The following is a 16,181-nucleotide window of genomic DNA, read 5'->3' as shown; positions in this document are numbered from 1 at the left end:
GTATTTTTTTTAAAATTTTATCTACTTTAAAGAGTTTCTTCTAATAATATCTAATTCTTCTTCTGTAAAAATCTTGTTTGAAAAAAGCATTAAATATTCTTCGCTAACACTAGAATCAAATACTATTAAATCATCAGTATTTATGCTTATATTTATCCCTTTATCAAATAATTTTTTTATAGGATGATTTTTTATATCATCTATAGCTTTTAAGTATATATTACTAGTTGGACATATATTAAGTCTTATATTTCTATCTTTTATCATATCTAATACATAGTCATCTTCAATTGCTCTAAATCCATGTTGAAGTTCATCTAAATTTAAAGTATTTATAGCATCTTTAACATTACTAGATCCTAAAAATTCACCTGCATGAGCTTTTAACTTAAGGCCCTTGCTTTTTCCATATTCATAATACTTTTTATATCTTTCAAATCCAATTAGTTCTTCATCTCCATATAAATCCATTGACTTAAATATATTACTATCTATAAGTGCTGGTATTATATTTTCTAAATTTTCATCAGTTATACTCTTTGCTATTCCTATTTCAGGTCTAAAATCTATATTTTCTTTATATTTTTCAACTATATTTTTTATACTACTAAAAAATTCTTTACTATCTTCAAATCTAAGTACATCATGACAATCTATACTAGCTTCTAACAAACTTACTCCATCTTCAATAGCGTTTTTTACTGTTTCTTCTATCGTCCATAAAAAATCATCTTTAGTTTTTATATGATTTATATACTCATTAAATATAAAGTCATCTAATCCTTTTATTCCATACATATCTTTAGATGGACTTTTTATTTTCCCATTAGTATATTTATATATATTTTTAAATCTCATTCCTAATCCACCATGATTATGTAGTTCACCTTTAGGTATAGTCTTTAATCCATCTATATCTTTATTCATTAGGTATTCTTTAAATTTTTTGCTGTTTTCCATTTATATCTTCCTCTCATTTACATATATTTTTTCATTATACCATACAATATTTCTCTAGTAAAAAACATGTTGATATTAATAAAAAATATAAAAAACTTAGTGGTACAAATTCTCGCAAATTTTAATATTATAAAATATGCTAGTTAAATCATAGGGGGTGGCATCATGCAACCAATAGTAGATGTAAAAAATCTTACCAAAAATTTCTACAATAAAGAGGGTGAGGTAGAAGTCTTAAAAAACATTAATTTTTCTTTAAATGAGGGTGAAATATTGACAATACTTGGACCATCTGGAAGTGGTAAGTCTACTATTTTAAACATACTTACAAAACTATTAGAACCTACTTCAGGTGAAGTAAATATAAAAGGAAACATTGGATATATGTTTCAAAGGGACCATTTACTAGAATGGAGAAATATTATGGATAATATAACTATAGGCCTTGAAATTCAACATCAAAAAACACCTCAAGCTATATCTAAAATTGAAAATTTATTAAAAACTTATGGTCTATGGGATTTTAGAAATATGTATCCAAAGGAGCTTTCTGGAGGAATGAGACAACGTGTTGCATTAATTCGTACTTTGGCTGTAAATCCAGACATATTACTTCTTGATGAACCTTTCTCTGCACTTGATTATCAGACAAGAATTTTAGTTAGTGATGATATATATAAAATAATTAAAAATGAAAATAAATCAACTATTTTAGTTACACATGATATATCAGAAGCTATTTCAATGTCAGATAAAATTGCCGTACTTTCAAAACGCCCTGCAACTGTTAAAAATATATATGACATAAATTTAAAAATAACAGAAAAAAGAACTCCTATAGTTTCTCGTAGTGCTGAGAATTTTAAGGACTACTTTAACATCTTATGGAAGGAGATTGATTCAAGTGAAACAAAATAACATCTCCAAAAGCCACAGCGAATATTTAAATTCCATAAAAAAAGAAAAACAACTAATTTTCTTATCTCAATTACTGTTACTAGCAGGGTTTATAGCTATATGGGAAATTCTTGCTAGATTAAATATAATAGATGTATTTTTATTTAGTAAGCCAAGCGATATATATAACTTATTTATTAAATATATTCAAAATGGAGAACTATTTAAACACGTACTAATATCTAGTTATGAAACTATAGTAGGTTTAATAATAGGTACAGTACTTGGAATACTAGTAGCCATTTTACTTTGGTGGTCAGAAAGACTTTCTAAAGTATTAGACCCATTTTTAGTAGTATTAAATGCACTTCCTAAAACTGCATTAGCTCCTATCTTAATAGTATGGGCTGGAGCTGGAGTAAATGGCATTATAGTTATAGCTATTACTATATCTGTGGTTGTAACTATATTATCTGCATATAACTACTTTATAAGCGTAGATGAGGAAAAAGTTAAAATGCTTAGAAGCTTCGGCGCTACAAAATTTCAAATACTAACTAAATTAATATTTCCTTCAAATATAGGTAATTTAATAAATCTTACTAAAATAAACATAGGTATGGCTTGGGTTGGAGTTATAGTAGGAGAGTTTTTAGTATCTAGATATGGACTTGGATACTTGATAGTTTATGGTGGTCAAGTATTTAAATTAGATTTAGTGATGATGGGAGTAATAGTTTTAGCTTTATGTGCTCTAGTTATGTATCAAATATTAAATATAATCGAAAAAATTTATAGAATCAGAAGATAATATTTAATATCTATTTGCTTTAATATTCATAATATAACTGAGTTCTTTATTTATTTTCTTTAGTTTGACACTAAATATTATTAATAAATTTGAGCTCAGTTATATTATTTTTAATTTTATAATCTACAAAAAAGTTTATTATATATTACAATACCCTACTATCTCATAGTCATTTGGTATTTTATAATCTTTATTTACATTTCCAAGAGTCCATTTTAAGTCAAACATAGTAGTGTCAATTATTACTCCAAAATATAACATAACTATACCAACATCAATTTTGCCTTCATATTCATTTGCAAACTCATCTTTTCTAACTGCAAGAATTACCATCCCTCCATCAATTATAAATCTCCATGGTTGTCTATTTAATGTAGAAGGTGCCATTCTAGCAAAACTAAATGCATCTAACAATCCTCTTTCCTCTAATATTTCTATACTTGCATCTTTTCCCCATTCATCAAGATATACTATTTTATCTACACCTAATCTATATGAATCTGTATTAGATGATTTAGATTTTACAGCTTCTCCATAACCTAAAGCTATAATTGCTGTAACATCTTTATCCGATACAATTTCAAGTTTTTCTTTTATACAATTACTGTCTTCAAATGTAACCCAACATGAGTCTATTCCTAAATCTCTAGCTTTTAATATTAAATTTTCACCTATGTATCCTGAGTTTTCTATATAACCTCTATTTACTTCTGATAAAATAATAATATAATTTGGCGCTTCTATCATATGTCCATTATATCCTGCTATTTTTTTAAGTTTTTGATATACTTTATCTTTACTAAATACTTTAATATCAATCTTTATTTCTGGTAAAAGCTTCTTAGAATTGTGTATATATTCTTTCATTATTTTAAAATCAGATTCTTTTATTTCTTGGTTTTTAAATTCCCTTACAGATCTTTTATTTGATATAAGATATTTATAATTCATAATATCACCCCTTAATAAAATATACTTACCTTTATCTTATAAGTTTTATACCCATAAAAAATGTAAGTAAACATTTTCATAACATTTATCTTATTTCTTAAATTCTAGTTAATATTTAAATTGTAATACTTATATCACCAATTAACTAAAATTTTAATATTATGTAGTATCTTTAAATTTTAAGGGGTGGTTTTAATGTTTAAAAAATTAACAGCTTTTATATCCTTAGTTACTGGCCTCTCTTTAGCTATGGTTGGATGTACTAGCAGTACTACATCAAATAATAAGTCTAAAGAATTGACTAAACTAACAGTTGCAGAAGTAACCCATTCAATATTTTATGCTCCACAATATGCAGCTATAACTCAAGGTTTTTTTGAAGATGAAGGAATAGAAATAGACCTTATAAATACTCAAGGAGCTGATAAAACTATGGCAGCTCTACTTTCTGGTGAAGCTGATATAGGCCTTATGGGCCCTGAAGCTTCTATTTATGTATACAATAAAGGTAATTCTAATTATGCTGTAAATTTTGCTCAATTAACTCAAAAAGATGGAAGTTTTTTAGTTGCTCGTGAAGGTAGTGATAAATTCTCTTTTGAAGATTTAAAAGGTAAAGAAATCTTAGGCGGTAGAAAAGGTGGAGTTCCTGAAATGACATTGGAATATGTTCTAAAGAAAAATGGTTTAGTTTTAGGTACTAACGCTAAAAACGGAGAAGTAAACGTAAGAACTGATGTACAATTTAATGTTTTAAGTGGCGCTTTCGCTGGAGGTGAAGGAGACTATGTTGCATTGTTTGAACCTACAGCACTAGAACTTGAAAAACAAGGTAAAGGAAGTGTTGTAGCTTCTATAGGTGAAGAATCTGGGCTTATACCTTATACTGCTTATTCTGCACCAGTAGATTATATAAAAGATAACAAAGATTTAATACAAAGATTTACAAATGCAGTATATAAAGGTCAACTTTGGATTCAAAATAATTCTTCTCAAGATATAGCTAATGCTATAAAGCCATTTTTTACAGACTTTAATGAAGATGATTTAGTAGCAGTAATTGAAAGATATAAATCTATAGATGCTTGGTCTCATACTCCATTGCTTGAAGAAAGTAGTTTAAATCTTTTAATGGATGTTATGGAAGAAGCTAAGGAACTTGATAAAAGAGCTCCTTATAATAAGATAGTAAATACTGATTTTGCTAATGAAAGTATAAAATCTTTAAAATAAATTAATTTTTAGTAACATATTTAGTATTTAATTAATATAATTTAGTATATACTAATAATATAGTATATATTGGATTCGACCTTACTATAATAATTACTACTCCGATTTATTATATGGCGGATACCTTTAAAGGAAAAAGATTATCTATTTTAGATAAACTTTTTCCTTTTTTAATTTATTTTAAGTATAAATTTATTATAATATTAAAAAAGGGGGAAATTATTATGAAAAGGATAGATGAAAGGGATATTATATTTTCAAGAGTTAATTATAAAAAAGGCACATCATCATATGAAGATTACTATAATAAAAATCCAGATAAAAAGCTAATCGACGATAGTATAAGATCTAGACCAAACCTTTGTAGTGAAGGCTCTATGACATATAATGAAATTAATTCACCTATGGCATCTTCGGCATTTGAATTTTTATCTGATATTAAACATCTTTGTGAAGGAGAAATTAATAAAACTAAAATAAATGTTGATAAAAATATAATAACTAAAAGGATAAAAGGTTTTGCTCATCATTATGGTGCCAATTTAGTAGGTATTACAAAACTTAAGGATTATCATTTTTATACTAATAGAGGTAGACATGAGGAAAATTATGGAGAAGAAATCAATCCAAATCATAAATATGCTATAGCATTTGCAGTTCCTATGAATAAAGACATGATAAATAGAGGGCCTATGCTTTCTGAAGTTATTGAAACTAGTAAAGCTTATGTAGATGCTTCTATTATAGGTATGATACTTAGCTACTACATAAGGAGTTTAGGATATGACGCTAGAAATCATATGGATTCTAATTATCTTTTAATGCCTGTTTTAATTGCTAAAGATGCAGGACTTGGGAGTATTGGAAGAAATACAATACTTACTACTAAAGATTATGGATCGTGTATTAGATTAGGCGTTGTAACTACTACTTTAGACCTTAAAGAGGACAATCCTATAGACTTTGGTTTAGATGATTTTTGTAGTGTATGTAAAAAATGTGCTTATAATTGCCCTTCTATGTCTTTATCTAAAGATATAGAAAAAAAATCTAATGGAAACTATAATTGGACTATAGATTCAGAATCTTGTTATATAAAATGGAGATATTTAGGTACAGATTGTGGAATATGTATAGCAGTTTGTCCCTTTTCTCAACAATTAGATTCTATAAAGAATGTAGACACTTTTAAAAATAATCTACCTTTAATAACTGAAGTTCTTAAAGAATATAATAAAAAATTTGGCAAACGCCCATTTATACCAGGTAATCCTTCTTGGATGAGATAAGCTTAGCCGTCTAAATAATATATTCAAATATTATTTGACGGCTATATAAATTAATTCTTTTATATCTTCACCACTTTGCAAAATGATTTTCACACCACCCTATTGTATTTTTAAAATCTACTTTTTTATTTTTATGCTTTATGTGTCCATTAATATACCCTATAATTTGTTTTAATTTAGATTTAAAAATTATAATATTGTTAACTTTTGTATGATTTAATATGGGTTTAAATTCTAAATTAACTTCATCACTTTTTAAAGATTTTATATTTATAACTTGATTTTCTTTATTATAATAAAATTTAACATCACTCTTTAATTTATAAATTCTATCATTTATTTTTATAGAATTTTCATTTAATCCTGTTCCATCTGTATACTTAGCTCCTAAATTTACAGATATATAGTCATTATTATCATCTACAAATCCACTAATTAGCCAGTCCCATTCGCACGTTCGCTTCCAAATTCCTCTTCCATAATCTATAAAGCAAGTAGATTTATTTAAGTCATACATATTACTACCTATTCTCAATATTCCATGAGTCTTTAGATTCATATGTTTTGATGTATAATGAAAATAATTATAATCCCATGGAATAAGTACATTTAGTGATTCATAATCTAAATATATACTAGCTGTAATATCTATATTATCCCATTTAAAATCTATACTTAAATTATTGGAGTTTCTTAAAACATTTATAAATTTATGTTTACCTTTATAATATGCATATGAATTAATTCTATCATCTATCATAATAGATTTATTAAATAGATATCTACAAATTATATTTACTCTTTTTTTCCCATTTATTTCATAAAAATCTGAATATATTATAGCTGCATAACCTACATCAACTATAGCAAAGTTAAATATAAATTCATTATTCATCCACATATAGTGATTCCAAGATTTCTTTTTAAAAAAACTTGTATTTATTGTACAATCTTTAAATGGTATGTTGTTCCATCCTACAGCATACCCATTTACAAATCCTTTATTATTACATATAGCCCTGCTATCTTTTACTTGATCCACAAAATTCCCCCTTTATATAAATATAATTATTAAATTAATATATTATTAATTTATATAATTTGTTACAAATTTTTAAATAAAAAAAGACCTATTATAGGTCTTAATAAACTATGCATCTTTATACATATATAAGGCTTCAATTCTAGTAGCATATACATCTTTTTTATCACAGCCAATATATTTTGCATACTTTTCTATTTTTTCCTTTTCTAAATCAACTTCATAACTTAAATTTTGTCCTATATCATTTACATACTTATCCATTAAAGATTCTTTATATCTTTTAAGATCATATCCTAAGAAATTCGCTAATCTATCTATTTCTTTATTAAAATCTCCATCTTCTTTTATAAAAAATTCATATATATCCTGTCTATATGGGTTTAAAGTTATTATTTGGTTTATAACATAGCACTCATTAGTTTTATCTATAAATCCATCTTTATAATTATTAAAAAGTGCATTTGCTTTAACTACATTTTCTTCTTTTATATAACTTGAAACGATATCTACTCCATTATCTAAAAGAGCATCTACTACTGCATAGTGAATATTAAAGCAATTTTTATAAATACAATCTGCTAATTCTATTATTCTCTTTTTATTTTCAATAGATTTTTGAGCTAAACTAATTTTTTTATTTTTATTTTGATATGAATAGTCTTTTGATAGATTTTTAAATACCTCAGAGTAATTTAAATATTTTAGGCAATAATTTTGTGTGAAAAGATGTACATCAATTGTTATAATCCCGTAATTTACTACTATCTCAACACCTTTTTTTATACAATTTCTTATATATTCCTTTCCTAAATTAAGTCCTATTTCATTTATATCTTTTGATATGTAGTTTTTTGAAAATTCTTTTTTAAATTGATTTTTATATATGTCTGCTTGAGTTAAAAATTCCTTTCTAATATTATTGTACCTTACATTTTCCTCAGGAAATCTTATTATAGCTCCATTTATATCAAATTCTTCAACCAAAGAGACCCCTCCTATTTTATATCATTAAAACTAAGATTATATATACTTTGATAAACTATACTATTTTTCCTTCTTAATATTTAAACTTATGCTATTTTTTTATAAATTTTAAACATTTTTTCATTTGCACAGCATACTATAATTATCAACTTTAGACTTTTTATTGATATTTATAAAATAAAGTACTTAATAAATAAAAGAATAAAAAAAGGATGTGCTTAATATCTAGATATCAGCACATCCTTTTTTTATTTAATTATTTTACAGCTTCTAATGCTTTTTCATAATTAGGCTCATTAGTTATTTCGTCTAAGTATTCTACATATATAACCTTATTATTCTCATCTACAACTATAACAGCTCTTGAAACAAGACCTAATTCTTTTATATATAACCCATAAGCTTTAGAAAATTCTCTATCTTTATAATCCGATGCAGTTACTACATTTTCTATACCTGCATTTCCACACCATCTAGCTTGCGCAAATGGTAAATCCATTGATATAGTGTAAACCTTAACATCATTTAATTTAGATGCTTCTTGATTAAATTTTCTAACTTCCATATCACATACTGGTGTATCTATTGATGGAACTGCAACTAATATTTTTTTCCCTTTTATATCACTAAATTTTATAGGGTTTAAATCATTTCCTACTACAGTAAAATCTGGTGCTAAATCTCCTACTTTAACTTGTGTTCCTTCTAATGTTAATGGTGCTCCTTGAAATGTAACTTTCATATTTATATCCTCCTAAGTATTTTTCAACTTTATTTTTTATCTTTATTTAATATTTTATGCAAAATAAAAAGGGCATAAAATATTATACTATTTTTATACCCATACATAGTTTCACTAAACTTTAATAATTATCTATTACTAACTTATTTTTCAATATAATTAACTATATTTGCATTCTCATCTATAACTCCTTCTATTAAAGAAGTTTTACTAACCATAATAGTAGTAACTCCAGGTCCATGACCTAATGTTACACAATCACTGTGAACTATAATGCCTATACTAACAGCACCTTTTAAATATCCTCTTCCATATGTATTATCACAATCTTCAAGTAATACTATATCTCCAAATCTTAACTTATCAAGACCGAGCCTTTTAATTTCCTCAAAATCAGCTGTCATTATATCATAATCACCAGTATATGCATTACTTGATCCTATACCTGAACCCATTAAATATGGTGGTATTTTAGCAACAACTGGAACTTGTATCTTACCATTTTTTTCATATATACCTATTTTCTCAAATAAATTAGGATCTATACTCATTACATGTATATCATCATATCCCTCTAATTTTAACCCTTGTCCATATGCCTTTATCATTATCTTATCATCTATAGCTAAATTTTCTATTGTTTCATCATCAAAATGAACAAGTACATGTTCTATACCCCCATGCATTCCTGTAACATATCCCTTAGCACCTTTAGCATCTCCACTAACAACTTTTGCTTCATTTCCTATACATGAAAAAGTCATCAACGCATTACTCTCTCTATTATCCTCATTTCTTATAGATACCCCTGGTTCTATATGATCTCCAGCTAATCCATATACACAATCTCCTACTTTAACATTATATGATATCCCACCTGTTGATGGAAGTATAACTGGCTTTCCCTCGTGAGTTACTTTATAACTTGATGCTAATGGATGATGTATCTTGCCTTGTACTGACCATTTAACAACCTTATCTTTATTAGTTTGTATCATGTAAAATCCCCCTTATGTTTTTCGTAATCAATATTTTTATTATATAAATTAAAGACCGTCTAATAATATATTATTAAACGGTCTTTAATTTATGCTAATTATTATGTTTAGTTTCAATTTTAGAGTTTATTTTTCTTCCTACTAAAAAAGAAGTTAATACTAATAATGACACAAATATAATTTTCATAGGACTATGGATAAATCCTATTAAATCATTTCCAATATAACTAGCAACTAAAAACATTACTATTCTTCCACTTGTCATTGCAGGTACAAAACTTGTAGCATCTTTACCTGATATACCACAAGCTATAGTGACTAAACATCCTGGTATAAATGGGCAAGAATAAGCAATAAACAAAGTAGCAAATCCTTGTTCTTTTACCCATTTTATAACTTTATCAGTTTTATTATTTTCTATCTTTTTAAACAGTTTAAAATGTCCGCACTTATTTGATAATAAGAAAAGCAGATAAGTTCCTCCGCAAGATCCTATAGTAGATGCTAAAAGCCCAAATCCCCATCCTAACATCATGCTATTTGCAACAACAATCCCCATAAGAGGAAGAGCTGGTATAAAGCTTTCTAGAAAACTTGCAAAAGTGCCTATTATAAATACTAATATGTAATTGTCTCTAGCTAATGTAAATAATGCTTCTATATGTTCCATACCACAATCTCCTTAAGTTGTAAGCAAATTTTAAATTTTACTTAAGTTAAGTTATAAGTTAATATCATTTTACTCCTAATACTTTTTTATATCAATATATATTACATAATTGTAATGTAACTATACTAATTAAATTTATTTAATATGTTTAAGCTTATTTGCTTTTTTAAATATACTTGAATAAAGTTATTATAATGAATATGATATAAATTTTATTTTAAGTCAATCACATAATTAAACCAAACTATATTTTAAGTATCTAGAATAAAAATAAGTTACATCTAAAATAGATAAATAAAAAGTGACAACTCAATTGAGTTGTCACTTTTTATTTACTATATCATAAATATATATTTCACTTTCATTATAATTAGTTCCTGGTATAAAATATGCTAATTTATTTTTATCATTCATGTCTACATATGGAATTCCTCTAATCATAGGTATACTTCCTAATTTGTAAAAATCTATAGAACCATTATAAAAATTTATATCATAAATATCTATAGTACTCTCATTATTTCCAGTATAATAAACTGTTATTAACTTACGTTTATCTTTACTTAAGTACATTTCATCTAGATGTATACCACTAATTGTTTTTTTAGTATTATCTTTTAAATTATATAAAAGCAAACTCTTATCTGATGAATTAATAGTCTCAACTATTAAATGTTCATCATCGATAACCTCAAAATCATATATAAATTTTATGGATTTTATCTTTTTAATTAGCTTACTATTTAAATCATATATACATATTTCATCTTTAGGTATGCTTAATGTATATAATTTTGTTCCATCTTGTGAAAAAGCAATTTTATCTATATATCCATAATTTTTCAAATCAAATTTTTTAGTAATTTTTTGTTCATCTATGTTATATAAAAATAATTTATCTTTTTTATATCCATAAAAACCACTACTATCTGGCATCCATCCTAATAAATTAAAATAATAATCTAAAGTTACTCTACTACCATCTTCTATGTTATATATAACACTATTTAATTTATCTGGTTTTTTACTATCAACAGTATCATAAACTATTATTTCCCTCGAAGGTGATATACTTCCACTATTATACATAGCAAAACCATTACCATTTAAAGTATATAAATTTGTAATACTTTTATCAGCTATATCTATATTATATACATTGATACCTCTTTTATCATTTGATATATGATCACTTATTGCTACTAAATTATCTCCATCAAACTTCATATCTAAAATATAATCTTTTACAGGTATTACAGATTTTAATTTTATAGTTTCATTTTTATTTATATCTTTACTTTTTTTGTAATTATACGTTTCTATATCTAAGTTTACATTTTTAGTGTATTCTTTGTTTGAGTATACACTCATATATATAATAAGCGAAAGAATTCCTACAATAAAAAGTAAAAGTGTTATATTCTTTATATCTTGCTTTACATTTTTTAGCATTACATATATCTCCTTAACTTATTGTAGGAAGTTTTATAGAAACTTTAGTTCCTTTATTAACTTCACTTTTTATATCTATCTTGCCATTGTAACTATCTACTATAGATTTTACAATAGCAAGACCTAAACCAGTGCTACCTAATTCTCTTGATTCACTTTTAGATACTCTATAAAAAGGTGATAATATATTGGCTATTTCATTTTCTTCAATTCCCTCACCACTATCTGTGACAGAAATATCAACATACTTACTATTTACATGAGCCCTAACATATATAGTAGAGTTTACCTGTCCATACTTTATAGAATTATCTATTAAATTTATTATAATTTCTTTTATTTTATCTTCATTTGCTATTATTTTTATCTTTTCTTCTACATCTACATCTATACTCATATTATACTTTTTGGCTTTGTGAGTCATATCTTCGCACATATTTATAATAATATTAGATAAATTTAATTTTTTTAGTTCATAATCAAAATCCTTATTAGTATTTTTTGATATATCTAATAATTGAACTATCATTCTATTTAATCTATTAGATTCTGATATTATTCTATTTATACCTTTATTAAAAAATTCTTCATCACTAAATTGATTATCTTTTATTATTTCACTATATCCAATTATGGTAGTCATAGGAGTTTTTAATTCATGTGTAACATTATCAAAAAATTTCTTTTGCTTTTCTGATAATTCACGTAAATTATCTCTATCATTTTCTATAGTTTTTATCTGCATCTTTATAGTTTCTACCATATTATTAAAATCCGAAGCAAGTATTCCTAATTCATCTTCAGACTTTATATTTATATCAACATCAAAATTTCCATTTGTAATTTCTTTAGTTTTATTTGCTAATTTTTTTATAGGCATAGTTATTTGCTTTGATATTATATATGCAATAATGATGCTTACAGCAAATATAATTATAGAAAATACTAATATTTTTCTAACAAATGATTTAGTTTGTTCAAAAAATGGAGTATAATCACTTACAAATCTTATCATACCTATAAACTTATCATCTTTTAAAATAGGGTAAGAAACATAAACTAACGCTTTATCGTCTTTATACTCTATAGTGTATGATAGTTCTCCATTTCTAGCATTATTTACATCTTTAGTTAATTTAGGAATTTTATGTTTTCCTGCTTTTGGATATACCAATCGGCATCTATTATTATATATATATACAGTTTTATCCAATCTATAAGTTAAATCCCTAGATATATCATTGCTTTCTGCAACAAAAGCAACTTTATTAAATTCCATCTTATTTAACTTAAAATATTGATCTAAATATAAATTTATACTTTTTGTAGTTTCTTTTATTTCATTGTCTATTAAATATTCTACTATTTTATTAAGCGAAGAATTACTATACATTACTATAGAAAATATAACAAAGAATATTATAACCAAGAAAAACATCATAATTTTGTTAGTTATGGATTTATTCATATTTATATTTTATTACTAGACAATTTATAGCCTGTTCCTATTACTGTTTCTATACAATTATACTTTCCAAGCTTTTTTCTAAGCCTTTGAATATGTGTATCTACCGTCCTACTTTCACATTCAAAACTTATTCCCCATATATTATCAAGTAATTGGGCTCTTGTTAGTACTGTGTTTATGTTATCAACAAAATATAAAAGGAGTTCATATTCTTTACTAGTTAAATGTATAATTTCATTATCTACTCTTACTTTCATTTCTTTTTTATTCACTTCTAAACCATTATCTAACTTTACTATCTCTATATCAGTTTTAATATTATCCGATAATAAATTTATTCTTCTAAATATAGATTTAACTCTTGCTATTACTTCCCTTATGTTAAAGGGCTTTGTTATATAATCATCTGCTCCTAATTCTAAACCTAAAACTTTGTCTATAGTATCTGATTTTGCAGTTAGCATTATTATAGGTATAGAATACATAGTTGTAATATCTTTGCATATATCAAGTCCATTCATATCAGGTAGCATTAAATCTAGTATTATTAAGTTAGGTTTAAAACTTGAAATTAATTCAAGTGCTTTTTTACCTGTATCTGCAATTTTAGTTTCATACCCTTCTTTTTTTAAAGAATATGAAAGTATATCTGATATATTTTCTTCATCTTCAACTATTAATATTCTTTTCACTTTTATATCCTTCTTTCATTTATAAAGAATCTACACTAATTCCTTCTATAAATATTTGATGCCATAAACAGAATACAAATATTGTCCAAACTTTTCTTGAGTTATCTTTATCTCCTCTTATATGTTCATCTAGTAAATTTATAGCATATTCCTTGTTTATAATATCATCTGTTTTTGATGTATTTATAACATTTCTTACATATTTTCCTAAGTCATCTTTTAACCATACTCTTATAGGTGTAGGGAATCCTAATTTTTTCTTTTCTACCATATGAGGTGGTACAATATCTTTAAAAGCTTCTCTTAATAGAACTTTTGTATTTTTACTGCTTATTTTTTGATCTAATCTTAAATTTTTAGCAACTTCAAATACTTCTTTATCTAAAAATGGAACTCTAAGTTCTATAGATGATGCCATTGACATTTTATCTCCTTTTAATAAAATGTCGCCTTCTAACCAAGTGTTTATATCAATATCTTGCATTGTTGTTACATAATCATAGTTTTTCTTTTTGCAATCTGCATATAGTGGTTTTAATAAATTGCTATATGTATTATTTTCATCATAACTATGGATTATATTCTTAACTTCTTTATTTTCAAATATTTTAGCATTTCCTATATATCTTTTCTCTAACGGAGTTGTTGCTCTTAATAAATAGTTTTTACCTCTTAATTCTGGCATTTTTGCAAATATTTTATTTAAAGCACGATTCATTCCAGAAGGTAATCCTAAAAATGGTTTAACACTATTATATTCTTTATATATATTGTATCCTGCGAAAAATTCATCTGCACCTTCTCCAGATAAAACAACAGTTACATGTTTTCTAGCTTCTTTTGATAAGAAATATATACCTACACAAGATGGATCTGCTAATGGATCATCTAAGTTATATATAACTTGAGGTAATGCTTTTATATAATCTTTTTGCGTTACTCTTATTTGTATGTTTTCTATATTTAATGCATCTGCTGTTTTTTTAGCTACTTTTAATTCATTATATCCATCTACTTCAAATCCTACAGAGAAAGATTTTATTTTAGGATTTATTTTAGATGCTAAACTAGCTATTATAGTTGAATCGATACCTCCTGATAAAAATGTACCAACTTCAACATTAGATATCATATGATGCTTTACAGAATCATTTAATATATTGTATACATCTTCTTTTGTAACTTCTCTTTTATTTGTAAAATTAGCTTCAAAGTACTTTTCAAATTTTATTTTATTATTTTCTATAGTAAAGCAAGTACCATTAGGAACTTTTTTTATACTTTCCATCATAGTTTTATAATTTGGAACATATTGGAAAGATAAATAATTTTGTAAACTCTTATTGTCTACACTTTTATCTTTTACTATTGGCATTAATGCTTTATATTCAGAAGAAAATGCTATATAATCTTCATTTTCAGTATAGTATAACGGTTTTATACCAAAATGGTCTCTTGCTCCAAATATAGTGTTTGTAGTCTCATCATATATTACAAATGCAAACATACCTCTTAAGTCTTTAACTGCATTTTTACCATTTTCTATATATGAAGTTAATAAAACCTCAGTATCTGAACCTGTTGAAAATTCATATCCTTTTTTTATAAGATCTTCTCTTAATGACTCGTGATTGTATATTTCCCCATTAAATATTATAGTTCTTTCTTTTTTATTAAATGGCTGATGCCCATGAGCTAAATCTATTATACTTAATCTTTTAAATCCAAATCCTACATTATCTTTTACAAAATACCCCGTATCATCTGGTCCTCTATGATGTATTTTTTGATTCATTTCCTCTAATAAATTTTTATCTACTTTTCCTTTTTTATTGTATATAAATACGTGCCCACACATAAACTATCTCCTTTTGTCGTAAATATCCGTAATTCTACTTTTTTCTCGTTTATACCCTAAATTAATTCTATCATAATTGTGTAACAAAATCGTCACATAAATGTAACAATAATGAAAAAACAAATACTTTC

General features: G+C 25.4%; 15 protein-coding genes. 4 read left to right on the top strand and 11 right to left on the bottom strand.

Translation table 11 applies throughout. The features are described 5' to 3' along the window. Window positions 1-21: 21 nt before the first annotated feature. The gene (locus H8891_RS03565) at window positions 22-960 is read right to left on the bottom strand and encodes an amidohydrolase family protein (RefSeq protein WP_187005217.1); all 939 of its coding nucleotides are present in this window, start codon (window positions 958-960) and stop codon (window positions 22-24) included. A 165-nt stretch (window positions 961-1,125) separates the two neighbouring features. Here H8891_RS03565 and H8891_RS03560 point away from each other — a divergent pair, with 165 nt between their 5' ends. Then, the gene (locus H8891_RS03560; RefSeq protein WP_187005216.1) at window positions 1,126-1,878 is read left to right on the top strand and encodes an ABC transporter ATP-binding protein; all 753 of its coding nucleotides are present in this window, start codon (window positions 1,126-1,128) and stop codon (window positions 1,876-1,878) included. Next, window positions 1,865-2,668: an ABC transporter permease subunit gene (locus H8891_RS03555; protein ID WP_187005215.1), complete on the top strand. Its 804-nt coding sequence runs from the start codon at window positions 1,865-1,867 to the stop codon at window positions 2,666-2,668. Before H8891_RS03560 ends, H8891_RS03555 begins: the two co-directional genes overlap by 14 nt. A gap of 138 nt (window positions 2,669-2,806) precedes the next feature. Here the strand turns inward: H8891_RS03555 and H8891_RS03550 are convergent, their stop codons facing one another. Beyond that, entirely contained in the window at window positions 2,807-3,619 is an 813-nt protein-coding gene (locus H8891_RS03550) for a nitroreductase family protein (protein WP_187005214.1), read from the bottom strand. 195 nt (window positions 3,620-3,814) lie between these two features. Here H8891_RS03550 and H8891_RS03545 point away from each other — a divergent pair, with 195 nt between their 5' ends. Together H8891_RS03545 and H8891_RS03540 are read left to right on the top strand one after the other, a co-directional pair. Continuing rightward, on the top strand, window positions 3,815-4,852 hold the full coding sequence (locus H8891_RS03545) for an ABC transporter substrate-binding protein (RefSeq protein ID WP_187005213.1): 1,038 nt from the start codon (window positions 3,815-3,817) through the stop codon (window positions 4,850-4,852). 224 nt (window positions 4,853-5,076) lie between these two features. Further along, window positions 5,077-6,141: a 4Fe-4S dicluster domain-containing protein gene (locus tag H8891_RS03540; RefSeq protein WP_187005212.1), complete on the top strand. Its 1,065-nt coding sequence runs from the start codon at window positions 5,077-5,079 to the stop codon at window positions 6,139-6,141. A 67-nt stretch (window positions 6,142-6,208) separates the two neighbouring features. On the opposite strand, the gene H8891_RS03535 is transcribed toward H8891_RS03540, so the two are convergent. The 9 genes from H8891_RS03535 to asnB all read right to left on the bottom strand — a co-directional run bounded on the left by H8891_RS03535 (window position 6,209) and on the right by asnB (window position 16,050). Continuing rightward, a complete protein-coding gene (locus H8891_RS03535) occupies window positions 6,209-7,183 on the bottom strand; it encodes a DUF2804 family protein (protein WP_187005211.1) in 975 nt (324 codons plus the stop codon). A gap of 108 nt (window positions 7,184-7,291) precedes the next feature. Then, window positions 7,292-8,170, bottom strand: a complete 879-nt coding sequence (locus tag H8891_RS03530; protein ID WP_187005210.1) for a kinase — start codon at window positions 8,168-8,170, stop codon at window positions 7,292-7,294. Window positions 8,171-8,426: 256 nt separating this feature from the next. After that, window positions 8,427-8,912 carry a thiol peroxidase gene (tpx, locus tag H8891_RS03525; protein ID WP_187005209.1) on the bottom strand — a complete coding sequence of 162 codons (486 nt, stop codon included), beginning with the start codon at window positions 8,910-8,912 and terminating at the stop codon, window positions 8,427-8,429. A 143-nt stretch (window positions 8,913-9,055) separates the two neighbouring features. After that, on the bottom strand, window positions 9,056-9,910 hold the full coding sequence (locus tag H8891_RS03520) for a DUF4438 domain-containing protein (RefSeq protein WP_187005208.1): 855 nt from the start codon (window positions 9,908-9,910) through the stop codon (window positions 9,056-9,058). 94 nt (window positions 9,911-10,004) lie between these two features. After that, window positions 10,005-10,580, bottom strand: coding sequence for a TVP38/TMEM64 family protein (locus H8891_RS03515; RefSeq protein WP_147544958.1), 576 nt, complete (start codon window positions 10,578-10,580; stop codon window positions 10,005-10,007). A 321-nt stretch (window positions 10,581-10,901) separates the two neighbouring features. After that, window positions 10,902-12,032, bottom strand: coding sequence for a hypothetical protein (locus H8891_RS03510; protein ID WP_187005207.1), 1,131 nt, complete (start codon window positions 12,030-12,032; stop codon window positions 10,902-10,904). Between the two features lie 13 nt (window positions 12,033-12,045). Continuing rightward, on the bottom strand, window positions 12,046-13,500 hold the full coding sequence (locus H8891_RS03505) for a HAMP domain-containing sensor histidine kinase (RefSeq protein WP_187005206.1): 1,455 nt from the start codon (window positions 13,498-13,500) through the stop codon (window positions 12,046-12,048). 2 nt (window positions 13,501-13,502) lie between these two features. Then, window positions 13,503-14,192, bottom strand: coding sequence for a response regulator transcription factor (locus tag H8891_RS03500; protein ID WP_330604941.1), 690 nt, complete (start codon window positions 14,190-14,192; stop codon window positions 13,503-13,505). Window positions 14,193-14,211: 19 nt separating this feature from the next. Then, a complete protein-coding gene (asnB, locus tag H8891_RS03495; RefSeq protein ID WP_187005205.1) occupies window positions 14,212-16,050 on the bottom strand; it encodes an asparagine synthase (glutamine-hydrolyzing) in 1,839 nt (612 codons plus the stop codon). Window positions 16,051-16,181: the final 131 nt, after the last annotated feature.

The organism is Paeniclostridium hominis (assembly GCF_014306135.1).
GTDB classification, from domain to species: Bacteria; Bacillota; Clostridia; order Peptostreptococcales; family Peptostreptococcaceae; genus Paraclostridium; species Paraclostridium hominis.
This window is presented reverse-complemented; position numbering and strand designations above follow the sequence as displayed.